The sequence below is a fragment of the Pseudomonas sp. TH43 genome (assembly GCF_016650635.1).
Classification (GTDB): Bacteria; Pseudomonadota; Gammaproteobacteria; order Pseudomonadales; family Pseudomonadaceae; genus Aquipseudomonas.
Genome location: NZ_JAEKFI010000003.1, coordinates 917,680 through 932,432 on the forward strand (window position 1 = coordinate 917,680; position 14,753 = coordinate 932,432).

Consider the following 14,753-nt stretch of genomic DNA (forward strand, 5'->3'; position numbering starts at 1 on the left):
GTTAGTCAGCCTTCTTGGCAGCGGCCTTTTTGGCCTGAGTGGAGGGAGTTTTCAGTTCCAGTCGACCGGCGAACTGCAAGGCACTGGCCTCGACGTCGAGCAGATCAAGGTCTTGACCGACGCTCGACCAGTGCCCACCACCGGTGGGGAATGGGACGAGCACGGTGTAGGTTTGGCGGGTTGCCATTTTTCGTTTCTCCATAAACGGGAAAGCCCCTCTTGGGGAGGGGCTTGGCGGGTGTTGAATGTATTGGGCGGATAAGAAAACGCGCCGGAGTGCGGGGCGTTTATTCGGGCTGTTCGGCGATCCAGGCCGGTACTACCGGGCGTGAATCTTTGGATGGAAAATCTGGCGATTGTGGCCAATCACGCAGGCTACGAAGGAAAAACAGGAGTTCGCTGAACTGTTCTGGAGCTAGAGTAGGCCGCTGATTAATTTCGACTTGGTCACGATGTCTCTCACGTAACCATTTGACTCTTTCAAACTCCAAATCTCTCCACACACGCTCTTCGGCAGCTAATACTTCTACCGAGGGCTCTGGCGGATCAATCCAAATTGGGAGCCCCTCCGAGTCATGGCTGCGAACTTTGCCAGGACTGAATGTGCCCAAAACCTCGGCAAACCGTGATTCAGTAATCAATACTGCGTCTGCCGGCATCTCTTTGTGAATACCTTCAAGATAGGTACAACCTGTCGACTTGCTGTAGTAACGCATATTTTTTTCCTCTATCGGCCAACCGCAAACCAGTAAAACTGGGCATTCGCCGATGTACCGCTATGCGACCAATTAAAATTTGTCTTAGTCCAGTTACCAAGCTGCCAAGGGCTGCCACGTCCAGCACCGACTTGTGTTGCACCATCGGCGTAATTGATCAGCACCACGAAAGGGAACACAGGAAAGGCCAATGGAAACGCTTGAGTATTTAATGCACCCGAAGCAACGGCCGGAGAGAGCCCCCACTGCATAATGAGACTTCCCATCCACTTCGGGAAAACGATGTAGCCGTTTGAGGTAAAACTTGCTGAAAATCCAAAACGTAGCTTTTTTGGGGTGACAATTGTCGTGTCATCAACACCGTCTTCTGTTTGTGTTTGCGTGGCAACTTTCGCCGTACCTTGATGGAACTCAGTCGCTTGCTGCGCCAAAACGGCCAAGCCGGCAATATCAATGCTTCCCTCGTTGACCGGGGCGTTCCACGCTTTGATGCACCACATGACAGCGAGGTTGCGGGGACGGGTTTCAGTGCCGCCAGTGTTCACCGTATTCTGGGCGTTCACCATCTGCATAGTGGAACCGTTATCTACCGGGGAAAGAAAGGCACCCACTGAGATACTCGCTGCCGCACCATTAATATTTCCTGCCTGCCAATTACCCGCAGGATCGAAAGTCGCAGCAGTGCCATCGAAGTAACGATGGTTGTGCGCAGCAAATGCCTCAGCTTGATAGGTGCCAATTCCCCTTCCAGCATCCACGCTTCGACCGTGATCCCAGCCACGCAGGAACTCACCGCGACCATCCGGCAGACGGAAATTGCCCGCGCCCTCATCACCTTTGTTGTACTTACCGGCTAGATAAGCATTCAGATCAGGATAAAGAGCGGCACTCTTGACGCTGCTATCCAGCTCAAGAAAACCCACCGGGGGGTTAGCACCTGGGAACGCAACGATGGTACCCACCGGCAGCATCGAAGCATTGGCAATCATTCCCTCGATTTCAGTTTTGGTGTAGGTATCCTTGATGCCAAAACCTGCCAGTGTCTCGGGATTCGCACCCGCAGTCGCACGACCATATTCATCAACCGTCAGGCTCTTATAAGTCCCGGCAGCAATCCCGGTGCGCCCGGCCAACATCTTGAAGGTCAGCGCGGTAGTGCCGAGGGTGATCGGCGCATTGGTGGTCAGATGCCACAGCGAATCACCGTTGGCCGTGCCCTCCTCCACCATGACCGTCAGGCCCGGCGTCACCTTGGCGCTGCTGTTGGCATCGGTCGCCCGCACCCAGTCTCCGTTGGCGACAATCCACAGGCCGTTGTCCTTGGCCTGGGTCTGGTCCGCAACAAGTACGCGGTCGCCAGCAATCACAGCCACACCGTCAATCTGCTGCGCGCCGTTCAACACGACATTACCCGTTGCAGCAACACGCACCGATTGCTTGCCATCAAGCTTGCCAAGCTCTTCGGCGAGGTAACTCATGACCCAGGCACGTGTGGCTTTAACCACAGTGTCGTCGATCAACAACGTCACCAGCGACGCATTACTGGTCTCGAAAATCGAACGAATGTAAAACTCTTTCCCCGAGCCCGACGTAGCCAACACCGGTTTGAACGACTCCGGATATTTGACGATGGCGTAGAGAATCCCGGTGTCAGTCCACAGCCCCGCTTCCCGCACATACCAACCGCCAACGTCAGGCGGGATGGTCACTTCGGCGAGCAGCCAGCTCGGATTCTTTTCGTCCTGGAACAGCGCGTTGAGCGGCCCTCGCCAGACTTCACGTGCAAGCGCGGTGGCAGTTGCGGCCGGGTTGTAGACTTTGCCGTTACCATCGCCGACGGAAATCTGCGTCAGCTTGATCGGCGTACCTGCGGCCTTGCACGCCGTTTCGTAGGCAATCCCTGCGTTGGTGAGCAGGGTGTAATAGTCAGCCATTCAGGCCCCCTGAGGATAAATAGTGGATGTTTCGACGGTGTACATGCCAGCAGCCAGGAACGCCTCTCCCGAGGTTTCGAGCCCTTCGATGAACACCGGATAAACCGTGGTCAGTTCGCCGCAAAATGTCGCTGCGCCGATGTAATGACTGCCGAATGCGCTCAGCCCGACCGAGACCGACAGCACATCGCGTTCGCTCTTGGCATCAGCCAGACGTCGGTCGAGACGGGCGTCGATTTCTTCGCTGTAGGGTTGGTCGCTGAAGGCACGCACGGAAAAGCTGTAGGGCGCGCCGGGCGGTGTCTGTTCGTACCAGGCGCGGATTTCCGGGCGCAGTTGCAAACCCTTGGCGGCGTTTTCCAGTGCCTTGCGAGTGCCGGCCTGGCGCGCGGTGGGCCAGGCGAGTTCGACGGTGAGGCGTTTTTCCGCTTCCGGTGCGGTGCTGCTCCATTCGGCGACGCCGCGATCCGCCGCCAGATACGGCAGAAATGCGACCGGCGTTTCACTCGGGTTCATCAGTTGCGGAAACGGCGGCGCGATGCGATCCAGCAAAGCGCCGAAGCCCAGATCCAGTCCTCGTTCGAGGGCTGAGCTGTTGGCCGGCAGCAGCGTCGGGCGCTGAGGTTGCTCACTCATAGGGTCAGCACCTCGACTTCAACTGATGTGCAGTACGGCGCTTGAAAAGCGCTGCACACAACCGGCGTCAGCGGTTCGACAATCTGCAATTGCACGGCGCCAGCGCTGTGCAGCGTGTAGTCGATCCAGCTCGGATCGACCCGGCCTTCGAGGCGATGACAACTGTCGGCATAGGCCTGCAACTGGTGTTGCGCAGCGACCTTGGTCAGGCCCGAATCAGGGCCGGAATTGATCTTGGCGACGACGCGGATTTTATAGCGCTGAATGTCGGCGGCCTGCACGGTGACGAGGTCGGTTTCAGGGCGCACATCCGGCCGGGCGAAGTGTTGGCGGACACCTTCAAGCAACGCCTCGGAAGGCGTGCCATCGCCGTCGCGCGACAGTACCGTGACCTGCACTTCGCCGGGCGCGGTGCGGCGGCCATTGCCATCCTTGACCTGCGCGGCGAGGCCGTCTGGGTTGAAGGTGTAAGTGACGTTGACCACACCGGCATCGGTGGATTCGACTTTCACCGTCGGCCGTTCGCCAAGGGTGAAGACTTCGCGGCGGTACTGCATCCGCGAGCCCGCTGCCGGGGCGTGCGGCGCCAGGTAATAACGCAGACGAGCGTCGTCATCACTTTCATAAATCGCTGGCACCGGCGGGAAGGCCGCCGGGTCGCCCGGATCGAGCAACTGTCGCTCCAGGCCCATGTCCGCCAAGCGCGCATCGAGGTTGCTGCCGGTCGCCCACCACGCCAGCATCTGCTTGATGCGAGCGTTGTATTTGCGTTCGTGGGTTTGCAGCCGAACGCAGAAGGCCTCGAGCGCCATTGTCAGCAACTCGCTTTCGTTTTCCAGGCTGGTCTTGAGTTTCGCCGCGCTGTTCGGTGCTCGTGCTCCGACATATTCGATGACGAACGTCTTGAACTCGGCCAGCAGATCTTCGAAAGCCTCAACGGTGATCAGCGAGGGTTCGGCCAATTGGTTCTGGCCGGGGATCAACATGCTCATGTCACAACCTCGAAAGTCTGTTGGCGATTTTTCCAGGTGCCGGCGAAACGCAGCAGCAGACCGGCGCCCTGACGGCTGGCGACGATCACTTGCGGCTGAAAATCATCGATGCCGTTTTGCTTGTTATAGAACGCTTGCGCCGCATGGCTCTGCGCCAAAAGCAGGACGTCATCGCCGAGGTTCTGCCCCAACAGCGTGGGGATCAGCGATCCGTACAAAGGCCGTTTTTGCCGGGTGCCCAGCGGCGTGGTCAGGGCCCGGGTCGCGCGCTGCACAAACTGCAGCCAGTCGTCGACCGTGGCCCCGCTGTCTCTATCGATTCCGATCATGGAAGGCTCTTGAATCAGGGGCTGATGACGCGGCCCTGGTGATCGACCAACGGGCCGCTGAAGTGCACGCCTGAAGCGTCAATGGTGAGGCCGACGACACCCAATTGCAGGGTGATCATCTGCGGCATCATCGTCAGTTGCGCCGGGCCGATATTCATTGCAAGCGACTCGCGAGAACCGCTGAAAGCCGCCGGGCCGTTCTGCCAGTGCAGGATATGAGTGGCGTCGTCGTAGCCGCTTTCGCTGCCGTCCTGATGCACTCGACGGGTCAGCGTCGGCACCGTCGCGGCGGGTGGAAACCGGTCGCTGTTCAAGCCGAACAACGCCACCGATTGCGCACCGCTTTCGCCACTGCCGTAGTTGAACAGCAGGCACTGCTCGCCCACCGTTGGAATCCGCGACTCGCTTTGCGCGCCAGCACTCGGGTTGAAAAATTTGATAGCGGGCGTCAGCAAGCCACCGTGGCTGACCTGACAGGTATTGCTGGCGGCATCGACTGACTGGCAAATGCCGATGCGACAAAAACTCTCGGCGCGTCGGTGCAAGTCATCGATCTCCGCCTCCATCTCGGCAAGCCGCTCGATGATCGGGCCGAGCTGCATGCGCAGCATTGCGTCGAACATCGGTCAGCCCTCCAGCGAGGTGTATTGGTCAGGGTCGTCGATGTCGCTGACTTCCCAGGTACGGGCGAATTTCGGTGTGCCGAGCGGGTCATCGAGCAGCGTCGGGCCGAGGTAGAGGGTCTGGTTGAACGTGAGCTTCCAGGCCTTGTATTGCTGATCGGCGCGGATTAGCAATGAAGGCAAGCCGTCAATGTTCATCGGCAGATCGCATTGATTGCCGGGCAAGTTCCAGCGGTTGTCGGTGATCAGGTTTTTCAGTACGGCGATCAGATCGCACGCTGCAAAAGCGGTCGCTGCAAGCGCCGGAATGACTTGCAACGACAGCGTCATGACATGGGCAATTCGCCCATCAGCGGCGCGCACGCCGGATGCATTTCGGTCGAAGTCGATCAGCACCCAGGCTTGATCGCCGGGTGCAGTGAAATCGTCGTGATTGCCGACATTGAGATTGAGTCCGGCGGTGTTGCGCAGTGTCGTCGCAATGGCTGTGAACAGTTGCGACGGCTGCTGGATCGGTGTGGGCATACATGACCTCCTTTTCAATCGTCCACGCGTAGCCCTGCCGCCAAAATGGCGGCACGGAGAAACAGTCAACGTTAAGGCTGGTCGCGCGGCGGTGGCACTTCGCAGACGCCGATGCGCTTGGCGGCCCAGCGTTCGTACAGACCGATGGCCACGTCAGCACCGGCCATTGCGGTCAGGCAGCCGAACGCGCCGGCAGCCCAGATCGATAATCCTGCGGCGTACAGCAGCATGATCGCCGACACGCCGCAGATCATGCAGGCGCCGGAGCGCAAAGCCAGACGCCGCATAAGCGGCCAGCCGCGTGCGCCCTCCTTGTCTGCACGCCACATTTCGCCGGAGACTCCGCCGACGACGGCAAGGAGGATGACCAGCCAGATCGGCATGTCTGCCAACGCTTGTTGCTCGGTTGTCATGTCACGCCTCCTGATGTGATTGATGTGTGTTGTTTCAATCGATCTCTCTAAAAAACGGATATTCGAGGAATACCCGCAAGTTGTGCCTTGTTCAGTGATTACGCGCATTCCGATGGTGCAAGTCATGCCGAAAACCCGGCCAAATGCCGGGTTTTCTGTTAAGCATTCAACGTTCAATGCCGATTTCGAATGGCATCAAAACGGAGCTGCTGGCCAATTCACCGCTGTCGGATAGCCCGGCTGATTGTTAATCTCACTCAGATCGACGACGTACTGTTTGTAGGCTTGCCACTGTGCTACTTCCGCCGGGGTTGCAGCGCCAAGCTCTACTCGGTACTGCTGCGGGTTATAAGTCAGCCAACTGGCCGCCATTTCAAAGCGTTGCTTCTTGCGAGAAACGGCAATGGCAACGTAGTCCCCATAAACGGGTTGCAAAAAGACCTCTTGCGAACCGAGGTATTTGTAGATCAAACCAACTTGAGCCGCTGGATTGGCGGTGACATCCATCCAGTAGTCCATCAAGCCCGCGTGTGCAGGAAGTGGCGGCGTACTTTCAGCTTCCACGATTTGGTTAACCAGATAAAAACTGTAGCCGCTGATCAATTCCATCAGTGCATAACGATTCATTTCAATATCCTTATATTTGTTTAACTAATTCCTGCTCTGTAAACATTCATTGCAGGGGGGCTGCTCATACGAGCATTTGAAAAATGCCCGGCGCTGAGGCCGGGCTTTTCAGTAATGCGCTCCTTCGCCTTCCTTCAAATCCTGTAACCCAGAAGGAAGCTGACTTTTCGGCGCTACTGGCGCGGTACGAGTCCATTCAAATTGTTTTTCCGACCGCGGTCCCTGCCCGCCGGATAACTGCTTCTGGTGCTTTACGCTGCACACCCGGGTCAGTTGCCAACCCTCTGAACCGTTGAGGCCGGTTCATCGCTGCCTGTTCTTGTGGAACTAAAGAGCTTTCGTTTCCAGCCGCTTTGTCGAGCGGCTTGGTGGCAATAATATGCATGTATGCATATCCAGTCAATGCGCAAATGCATTTATTTATGCATTAAAATGCGCGGACGCATGGAACCCCCGCCGTTCAAGGGTTGCTGGTTTCTTGCGGGCGAAAAAAAACCCGCCGATGGGCGGGTTTATCTGAAGACAGTTCGGTTAGCGGGCGTACATGCCCCACCAGAAGACGTGACCGAGGATGACGATCTGCTCTTCCTGGATCTCCTGGAAGCTGTAGTCCTCGTCCGGATGCTCGTCACGATTGAAGCTGCGCAAGCGAATGCCGGTGGGCAGGCGATAGAGCTGCTTCACGCGCAACTGGCCGTTGTGATTGATCGCATAAAGGTCGCCATCAATGATGTCGCCGATGCCGCACTTGCCCGCATTCACACCGACGGTAGCGCCGTCGCGCAGCACCGGCAGCATACTGTTGCCGCGCACGGTCACGCATTTGGCCTGGTCGAACTGCACACCGTTATGGCGCAGGCTGCGCTTGCCGAAACGCAGGCTGGAGCGCTCGCTCTCTTCGATGACGAATCTTCCTGATCCTGCTGCCAATTCAACCTCGCGAAGAAACGGCACGGACACCTCGTCATCATCGACAGGGGTATCGTCGTCCCACAGCATTATGTCCTTGAGTTCTGCATGCACATCATCGCGCGCGCCGCCGGACGTCTGTGCGACATCCGCGCGCCCACGCAATTGATCGGTACTCACATTGAAGTATTCGGCGATCTTCGAAATATGTTTATCCGAAGGATCGACGATCTTCCCGCTGAGAATCCGCGAGAGAGTGGATTGAGGCACGCCGGTGCGACGGTGGAGCTCCGTAGGGGAGATCCCGTGCTGGTCGAGCAGTGCTCTTAAGACGGAGGATACGTTGCGTTTTTGCATAACGCGCATAGTGCTTGAAGTTTTTATCGAAGACAAATGCTGATTTGCATAAATCGTGCATAAGTCTCGTTTTATGCAGAAAAGTGTCAGCGAGCCGTCATGCCTGCGTTGGGCAGACCGCCCATGGTAACCTTGCGCCCATCGCGGAAAAGCCCGGCGGTTGCCCCGCTTTTGCCCTACATTTTTTAACGAGTTGCCTGACAATCCGATGAATAAAGCCGTCTCCGACCTGTCCTCCCACACCCCGATGATGCAGCAGTACTGGCGCCTGAAGAATCAGCACCCGGATCAGCTGATGTTCTACCGCATGGGCGACTTCTACGAGATCTTCTACGAGGACGCGAAGAAGGCCGCCAAGCTGCTCGACATCACCCTGACCGCGCGCGGGCAGTCGGCCGGACAGGCGATTCCGATGTGTGGGATTCCTTACCACGCGGCGGAAGGTTATCTGGCGAAGCTGGTTAAGCTCGGCGAGTCCGTGGTGATTTGCGAGCAGGTCGGCGACCCGGCGACCAGCAAAGGCCCGGTTGAGCGTCAGGTGGTGCGGATCCTCACGCCGGGGACGGTCAGTGATGAGGCGCTGCTGGATGAGCGCCGCGACAACCTGATCGCTGCGTTGTTGGGTGATGAGCGTCTGTTCGGCCTGGCCGTGCTGGACATCACCAGCGGCAGCTTCAGCGTGTCGGAAATCAAGGGTTGGGAGAATCTGCTGGCGGAACTGGAGCGGATCAACCCGGTTGAGTTGCTGATCCCGGATGACTGGCCAAGGGACCTGCCGGCGGAAAAGCGCCGTGGCGTCAGTCGTCGCGCTCCGTGGGATTTCGAGCGCGACTCGGCGCTGAAAAGTCTCTGCCAACAGTTTTCCACCCAGGACCTTAAAGGCTTCGGGTGCGAGAACCTGACCCTGGCCATCGGCGCCGCCGGTTGCCTGCTGGCTTATGCCAAGGAAACCCAGCGTACCGCCCTGCCCCACTTACGCAGCCTGCGCCACGAACGTCTCGATGATACTGTCGTGCTCGACGGTGCCAGCCGACGCAACCTGGAACTCGACACCAACCTGGCCGGCGGCCGCGACAACACCCTGCAATCGGTGGTCGATCGTTGCCAGACCGCCATGGGCAGTCGTTTGCTGACCCGTTGGCTGAACCGCCCGCTGCGTGACCTGACCGTATTGCTGGCGCGCCAGACCTCGATCACTTGCCTGCTCGACGTCTATCGCTTCGAGAAGCTGCAACCGCAGCTCAAGGAAATCGGCGACATCGAGCGAATTCTCGCGCGAATCGGCCTGCGCAATGCGCGCCCTCGTGACCTCGCACGTCTACGTGACGCCCTAGGCGCGCTGCCTGAACTGCAAGTGGCGATGACCGACCTCGAAGCGCCGCACCTGCAACGTTTGGCAACCACCACCAGCACTTACCCGGAATTGGCGGCGCTGCTGGAAAAAGCCATCATCGACAACCCGCCGGCGGTGATCCGTGATGGCGGTGTGCTGAAAACCGGTTACGACAGTGAACTCGACGAGTTGCAATCGCTGAGCGAGAACGCCGGTCAATTCCTCATCGATCTGGAAGCCCGCGAGAAGGCCCGTACCGGCCTGTCTCACTTGAAAGTCGGCTACAACCGCATCCACGGCTACTTCATCGAACTGCCGAGCAAGCAGGCCGAGTCGGCGCCGGCCGACTACATCCGTCGCCAGACGCTGAAAGGTGCCGAACGTTTCATCACCCCTGAACTGAAAGAGTTCGAAGACAAGGCGCTGTCGGCCAAGAGCCGCGCTCTGGCGCGCGAGAAAATGCTTTACGAAGCACTGCTGGAAGATTTGATCAGCCAGTTGCCGCCCTTACAGGACACCGCCGGCGCTCTGGCCGAGCTGGACGTACTGAGCAACCTCGCCGAACGGGCGCTGAACCTTGACCTGAATTGCCCGCGCTTCGTCAGCGAGCCGTGCATGCGCATCACCCAGGGTCGCCACCCGGTAGTCGAGCAAGTGCTGACCACGCCGTTTGTGGCCAACGACCTTAGCCTGGATGACAACACGCGCATGCTGGTGATTACAGGTCCGAACATGGGCGGTAAATCCACCTACATGCGCCAAACTGCATTGATTGTGCTGCTCGCGCACATTGGCAGCTTCGTGCCGGCGGCCGCCTGTGAACTGTCGTTGGTTGACCGCATCTTCACCCGTATCGGTTCCAGCGATGATTTGGCGGGTGGCCGTTCGACCTTCATGGTCGAAATGAGCGAAACCGCGAACATCCTGCACAACGCCACCGAGCGCAGTCTGGTGCTGATGGATGAAGTCGGACGCGGCACCAGCACCTTCGACGGTCTGTCGCTGGCGTGGGCTGCCGCCGAGCGCCTTGCGCATCTGCGCGCCTATACTCTGTTCGCTACCCACTATTTCGAACTGACCGTGTTGCCGGAAGCCGAGCCATTGGTGGCCAACGTGCATCTCAACGCCACCGAGCACAACGAACGCATCGTGTTCCTGCACCACGTACTGCCGGGGCCCGCCAGCCAGAGCTATGGCCTGGCAGTGGCGCAATTGGCGGGCGTGCCCAGTGAAGTGATCGTGCGTGCGCGTGAGCACTTGAGCCGACTGGAAGACACCGCGTTGCCGCATGAGGCGCCTAAACCCGCCACCAAGGGCAAACCGGCAGCGCCGCAGCAAAGTGACATGTTCGCCAGCCTGCCGCACCCGGTGCTCGACGAACTGGCGAAAGTGGATCTGGATGACATGACCCCACGCCGTGCGCTCGAAATGCTCTATGCACTGAAGAACCGGATATAAGCACTAAAGAAGCGGATATAACGCAAACGGCTTCAAGCTGTTAGAATCTCGCGCGGTTTGGGATGCTGCTGGCTAATAGCCTGGCTGGCAGACATCACTCCCGAACCTGGCGACCCCAACCGTGAAGGGGCAACGCTGCCGCCGCCTGAGGAGAAAATTAGAAATGACCTTCGTCGTCACCGACAACTGCATCAAGTGCAAGTACACCGACTGCGTAGAAGTGTGTCCGGTGGACTGCTTTTACGAAGGCCCGAACTTCCTGGTGATTCACCCGGACGAATGCATCGACTGCGCCCTGTGCGAACCAGAATGCCCGGCCGTGGCAATTTTCTCCGAGGATGAAGTTCCAGAGGATATGCAGGAATTCATTCAACTGAACGTTGATCTGGCTGAAATCTGGCCGAACATCACCGAGAAGAAAGAATCGCTGCCGGATGCTGAAGAGTGGGATGGCGTCAAAGGCAAGATCAAAGACCTCGAACGCTGATCTGTCCCGCGCTCGAATCAAAAGGCCCCTTGCGGGCCTTTTTTTGTCCATAGAAGATCGCAGCCTGCGGTAGCTCCTGTATGAGCTGACTTTTCTGCGGACAAAAAAAGGGGCGGTTTGACCCGCCCACATTTTTTCCCTATTCCCTGTATTCCTTTTCATCGTCCTGATGAATCGCGTCCTGCGATGTCCATTCCCCTCATCCTTGAAGGGCGTGTCTGTCCGTCGACACAACCCAGATATTAAAGAGTTCCCTGTCAGGAGCAACGGGCCGAATACGTCTGGAGGCGCTGCCATAAGCACTTCACATTAAAAAATAAATAGTTAAATCAATAGGTTAGATAGGACCAACGTGAAGAGTGGACTTCTGCCGCAGGCTAAAAATAACGAACACTTACGGAAGAGTAAGCAAAGGCTTACATCGCGAGACTACACCTTGGACACTTTCGTAAAAACTGACGAACGCCATTCCCTGTAGGAGCTGCCGGGGTTCACCTGCAGGTAACAAAAAGCCCCGAACCAGTCGGGGCTTTTTGCGGGCGGTCGTTTGAGGCGCTTACTGGAACAGCGACTCGCTCGACAGGCCATTCTTCTCAAGGATTTCACGAAGGCGCTTGAGGCCCTCTACCTGGATCTGCCGCACCCGTTCCCGGGTCAGGCCGATCTCCAGGCCTACATCTTCGAGCGTGCTGCTTTCATGGCCGCGCAGGCCGAAGCGGCGGATGACCACCTCGCGCTGCTTGTCGGTCAGTTCGGACAGCCATTGATCGATGCTCTGCGACAGGTCGTCATCCTGCAACAGTTCACATGGATCGGTTGGGCGATCATCTGTAAGGGTGTCCAGCAGGGTTTTATCCGAATCCGGACCCAGCGAGACGTCGACCGAAGAAACCCGTTCATTCAGACCAAGCATGCGCTTGACCTCGCCTACCGGTTTTTCCAGCAGGTTGGCGATTTCTTCGGGTGAAGGTTCGTGGTCGAGCTTTTGCGTCAGCTCTCGTGCAGCGCGCAGGTACACGTTGAGTTCCTTGACCACATGAATCGGCAACCGGATGGTCCGGGTCTGATTCATGATCGCGCGCTCGATGGTTTGACGTATCCACCAGGTCGCGTAGGTCGAGAAGCGGAAACCGCGTTCAGGGTCGAACTTTTCCACCGCGCGGATCAGCCCGAGGTTGCCCTCTTCGATCAGATCCAGCAACGACAGCCCCCGATTGACATAACGCCGGGCGATTTTCACCACCAGGCGCAGGTTACTTTCAATCATGCGTTTGCGCCCAGCCGGATCGCCACTTTGCGACAAACGCGCAAAATGAACTTCTTCCTCCGGGGAGAGCAATGGGGAAAAGCCGATTTCGTTGAGATACAACTGCGTGGCATCAAGTGCACGCGTGTAGTCGATGTACTTGTGTTGTTTAAGTGAGGCGGATTGTTTGGATTTGGAACGAACGGAAGGTGGAGCAGCCCCTTCATCATTCGACATCGAAGATTCCGAATCGATGCCGGCCTCCATAAGGAGAACCTCATCGTCGATGTCAAACTCCGGCACTTCTTTACTGAGAGCCATTGTTATAGTCCTTTGGTGAGTTCGACCCCAAGCTCAAGCGACGCCTTTATCCTTGGCAGCGCTGGAGCCTGTCCCCTCTACGTGACGGAACAGGCTGGCTTACAAGTCAACGTCTTGGCAGGAACTGCAACGGATCCACAGGTTTACCTTGGCGGCGAATCTCAAAATGCAGTTTCACCCGGTCTGTACCCGTTGACCCCATTTCGGCAATTGTCTGTCCGACCTTGACCTGCTGTCCCTCCCGAACCAACAGCCTGCGGTTATGGCCGTAGGCACTGACGTAGGTTTCGCTGTGTTTGATGATGACTAATTCGCCGTAGCCCCTTAAGCCACTCCCGGCGTAAACCACCGTCCCATCAGACGCAGCTAAAACAGGCTGTCCCAAATCTCCGGCGATATCAATTCCTTTATTCAAACTACCGTTTGAAGAGAATTTTCCAATCAGAATGCCATTAGATGGCCATCCCCAGCCGGTCGGGGCTGGCCCTGCCGGAGGCAGTGGAGCGGGGGTTTGCTTGTTGGCGACGGACGGTACAGCGCCCGCAGAACCGCCCGCAGAACCCGTGGTGGTAGTGGTCGTGGTGCCATTTGCCTGGCGTCGGATTACCGTTGTTTTGCTCGACGAAGAAGGTGAAGAACTGGCGCCGCTCACCACTGCTGTCGACGTTGAACCGGTGCGGCCATCAAAGCGAATTGTCTGACCCGGATGGATCGTATACGGCGTAGGAATATTGTTCCGGGCAGCGAGGGCTTTGTAGTCCCAGCCGTAGCGAAAAGCGATCGAAAACATCGTATCGCCCGGACGGACTACATATTGCCCGGTCGTTACCGCAGGACGCTGCGCGACCGCGTTGCGATCGACCACTCGAACGTTACTCGATTTGGTGCTGGAGCAACCCACCAGCAAGGTGCTCAAGACAAGGCCAGTCACCAGGCGCTGAAAGCTCGTGTTACCCATACGCTGCGCAATGACTGTGAGACTCACCCGCCGCTCCCTTTGTGGTGGCTGAAAAATTTGGAATGCCGGTTTTCGGCATGACGTGTCGCAAGTATAACGGGCCGAATCGGCTTTACCTTTAATGAAGCGAAATCGCTTCGCGCACACGTTTGCAAGTTGAAAATCTGCTGCGTTTAAACAATCGCTGCCGGAGTAAGACCTGGGCGAACGAAAGGAATTCAGCACCTTTATATAAATGCTCAGGCGAGTGGCCCATTGAGCAAAGGTACGAATCGAACAGCGCCGAGAACGTGACGGGAAAAGCCGTTTTCTTCACGCACGATCAGCATCAGTTGTTGCACTTCTCCAGAGCCAACCGGGATCACCAGACGTCCGCCTGGTGCCAGTTGATCGAGCAAGGCTTGCGGCACATCGGTGGCCACGGCCGTGACGATGATGCCATTGTAAGGCGCCAGTGCCGGCCAGCCCTCCCAGCCATCACCCCAACGGAATACCACGTTGCGCAGGTTCAGTTCGACCAGACGCTCCTTGGCGCGATCCTGCAGGACCTTGATGCGCTCAACCGAGAACACCCGCTCGACCAGCTGCGACAACACGGCGGTCTGGTAACCGGAACCGGTGCCGATCTCCATTACTTTATCCAGCGGACCCGCCTCGAGTAGCAGCTCGCTCATGCGCGCCACCATGTAAGGCTGGGAAATGGTCTGGTTGTGGCCAATCGGCAGCGCCGTGTCTTCATAGGCGCGGTGCGCCAGCGCTTCGTCGACGAACAGATGACGCGGCGTACGCCGGATCACTTCCAGCACTTTGGCGTTGGACACGCCTTCTTCGTAGAGCCGCTGAATCAGGCGTTCGCGCGTACGCTGCGAGGTCATGCCGATGCCGCTAC

At 57.7% G+C, this 14,753-nt stretch carries 17 protein-coding genes; 2 read left to right on the plus strand and 15 right to left on the minus strand.

Translation table 11 applies throughout. The features are described 5' to 3' along the window. Position 1: 1 nt before the first annotated feature. From JFT81_RS13845 to JFT81_RS13900, 12 genes are all read right to left on the minus strand, one after another. On the minus strand, positions 2-187 hold the full coding sequence (locus JFT81_RS13845) for a hypothetical protein (protein ID WP_201201129.1): 186 nt from the start codon (positions 185-187) through the stop codon (positions 2-4). A 100-nt stretch (positions 188-287) separates the two neighbouring features. After that, positions 288-716, minus strand: coding sequence for a phage tail protein (locus tag JFT81_RS13850; RefSeq protein WP_201227741.1), 429 nt, complete (start codon positions 714-716; stop codon positions 288-290). A gap of 11 nt (positions 717-727) precedes the next feature. After that, positions 728-2,650 (minus strand): phage tail protein, encoded by a 1,923-nt coding sequence (locus tag JFT81_RS13855; protein WP_201227742.1) that lies wholly within the window; start codon positions 2,648-2,650, stop codon positions 728-730. Beyond that, a complete protein-coding gene (locus JFT81_RS13860; RefSeq protein ID WP_201227743.1) occupies positions 2,651-3,286 on the minus strand; it encodes a phage tail protein I in 636 nt (211 codons plus the stop codon). Further along, positions 3,283-4,278: a baseplate J/gp47 family protein gene (locus JFT81_RS13865; RefSeq protein WP_201227744.1), complete on the minus strand. Its 996-nt coding sequence runs from the start codon at positions 4,276-4,278 to the stop codon at positions 3,283-3,285. The genes JFT81_RS13860 and JFT81_RS13865 overlap by 4 nt, the downstream gene beginning before the upstream one ends. After that, the gene (locus JFT81_RS13870) at positions 4,275-4,607 is read right to left on the minus strand and encodes a phage baseplate protein (protein ID WP_016985063.1); all 333 of its coding nucleotides are present in this window, start codon (positions 4,605-4,607) and stop codon (positions 4,275-4,277) included. Before JFT81_RS13870 ends, JFT81_RS13865 begins: the two co-directional genes overlap by 4 nt. Positions 4,608-4,621: 14 nt before the next feature. Continuing rightward, the gene (locus tag JFT81_RS13875; protein ID WP_201227745.1) at positions 4,622-5,230 is read right to left on the minus strand and encodes a phage baseplate assembly protein V; all 609 of its coding nucleotides are present in this window, start codon (positions 5,228-5,230) and stop codon (positions 4,622-4,624) included. A gap of 3 nt (positions 5,231-5,233) precedes the next feature. Beyond that, complete coding sequence (locus JFT81_RS13880) at positions 5,234-5,755, minus strand: hypothetical protein (protein ID WP_201227746.1); 522 nt, start codon at positions 5,753-5,755, stop codon at positions 5,234-5,236. A gap of 71 nt (positions 5,756-5,826) precedes the next feature. Next, positions 5,827-6,168, minus strand: a complete 342-nt coding sequence (locus JFT81_RS13885; RefSeq protein WP_201227747.1) for a phage holin family protein — start codon at positions 6,166-6,168, stop codon at positions 5,827-5,829. A 195-nt stretch (positions 6,169-6,363) separates the two neighbouring features. After that, positions 6,364-6,795: a tail fiber assembly protein gene (locus JFT81_RS13890; RefSeq protein ID WP_201227748.1), complete on the minus strand. Its 432-nt coding sequence runs from the start codon at positions 6,793-6,795 to the stop codon at positions 6,364-6,366. Between the two features lie 196 nt (positions 6,796-6,991). Further along, a complete protein-coding gene (locus JFT81_RS13895) occupies positions 6,992-7,180 on the minus strand; it encodes a hypothetical protein (RefSeq protein WP_141233098.1) in 189 nt (62 codons plus the stop codon). Between the two features lie 146 nt (positions 7,181-7,326). After that, positions 7,327-8,061, minus strand: a complete 735-nt coding sequence (locus JFT81_RS13900) for an XRE family transcriptional regulator (RefSeq protein WP_201227749.1) — start codon at positions 8,059-8,061, stop codon at positions 7,327-7,329. A 208-nt stretch (positions 8,062-8,269) separates the two neighbouring features. On the opposite strand from JFT81_RS13900, the gene mutS reads away from it, so the two are divergent. Beyond that, complete coding sequence (gene mutS / locus JFT81_RS13905) at positions 8,270-10,852, plus strand: DNA mismatch repair protein MutS (protein ID WP_201227750.1); 2,583 nt, start codon at positions 8,270-8,272, stop codon at positions 10,850-10,852. A 163-nt stretch (positions 10,853-11,015) separates the two neighbouring features. Continuing rightward, entirely contained in the window at positions 11,016-11,339 is a 324-nt protein-coding gene (gene fdxA, locus JFT81_RS13910) for a ferredoxin FdxA (protein ID WP_064393166.1), read from the plus strand. 556 nt (positions 11,340-11,895) lie between these two features. On the opposite strand, the gene rpoS is transcribed toward fdxA, so the two are convergent. The 3 genes from rpoS to JFT81_RS13925 all read right to left on the minus strand — a co-directional run bounded on the left by rpoS (position 11,896) and on the right by JFT81_RS13925 (position 14,739). Next, positions 11,896-12,906 (minus strand): RNA polymerase sigma factor RpoS, encoded by a 1,011-nt coding sequence (gene rpoS / locus JFT81_RS13915; protein ID WP_047299921.1) that lies wholly within the window; start codon positions 12,904-12,906, stop codon positions 11,896-11,898. Positions 12,907-13,012: 106 nt separating this feature from the next. After that, positions 13,013-13,891 (minus strand): peptidoglycan DD-metalloendopeptidase family protein, encoded by an 879-nt coding sequence (locus JFT81_RS13920; RefSeq protein ID WP_201227751.1) that lies wholly within the window; start codon positions 13,889-13,891, stop codon positions 13,013-13,015. 212 nt (positions 13,892-14,103) lie between these two features. Continuing rightward, entirely contained in the window at positions 14,104-14,739 is a 636-nt protein-coding gene (locus tag JFT81_RS13925) for a protein-L-isoaspartate(D-aspartate) O-methyltransferase (protein WP_177323314.1), read from the minus strand. Positions 14,740-14,753: the final 14 nt, after the last annotated feature.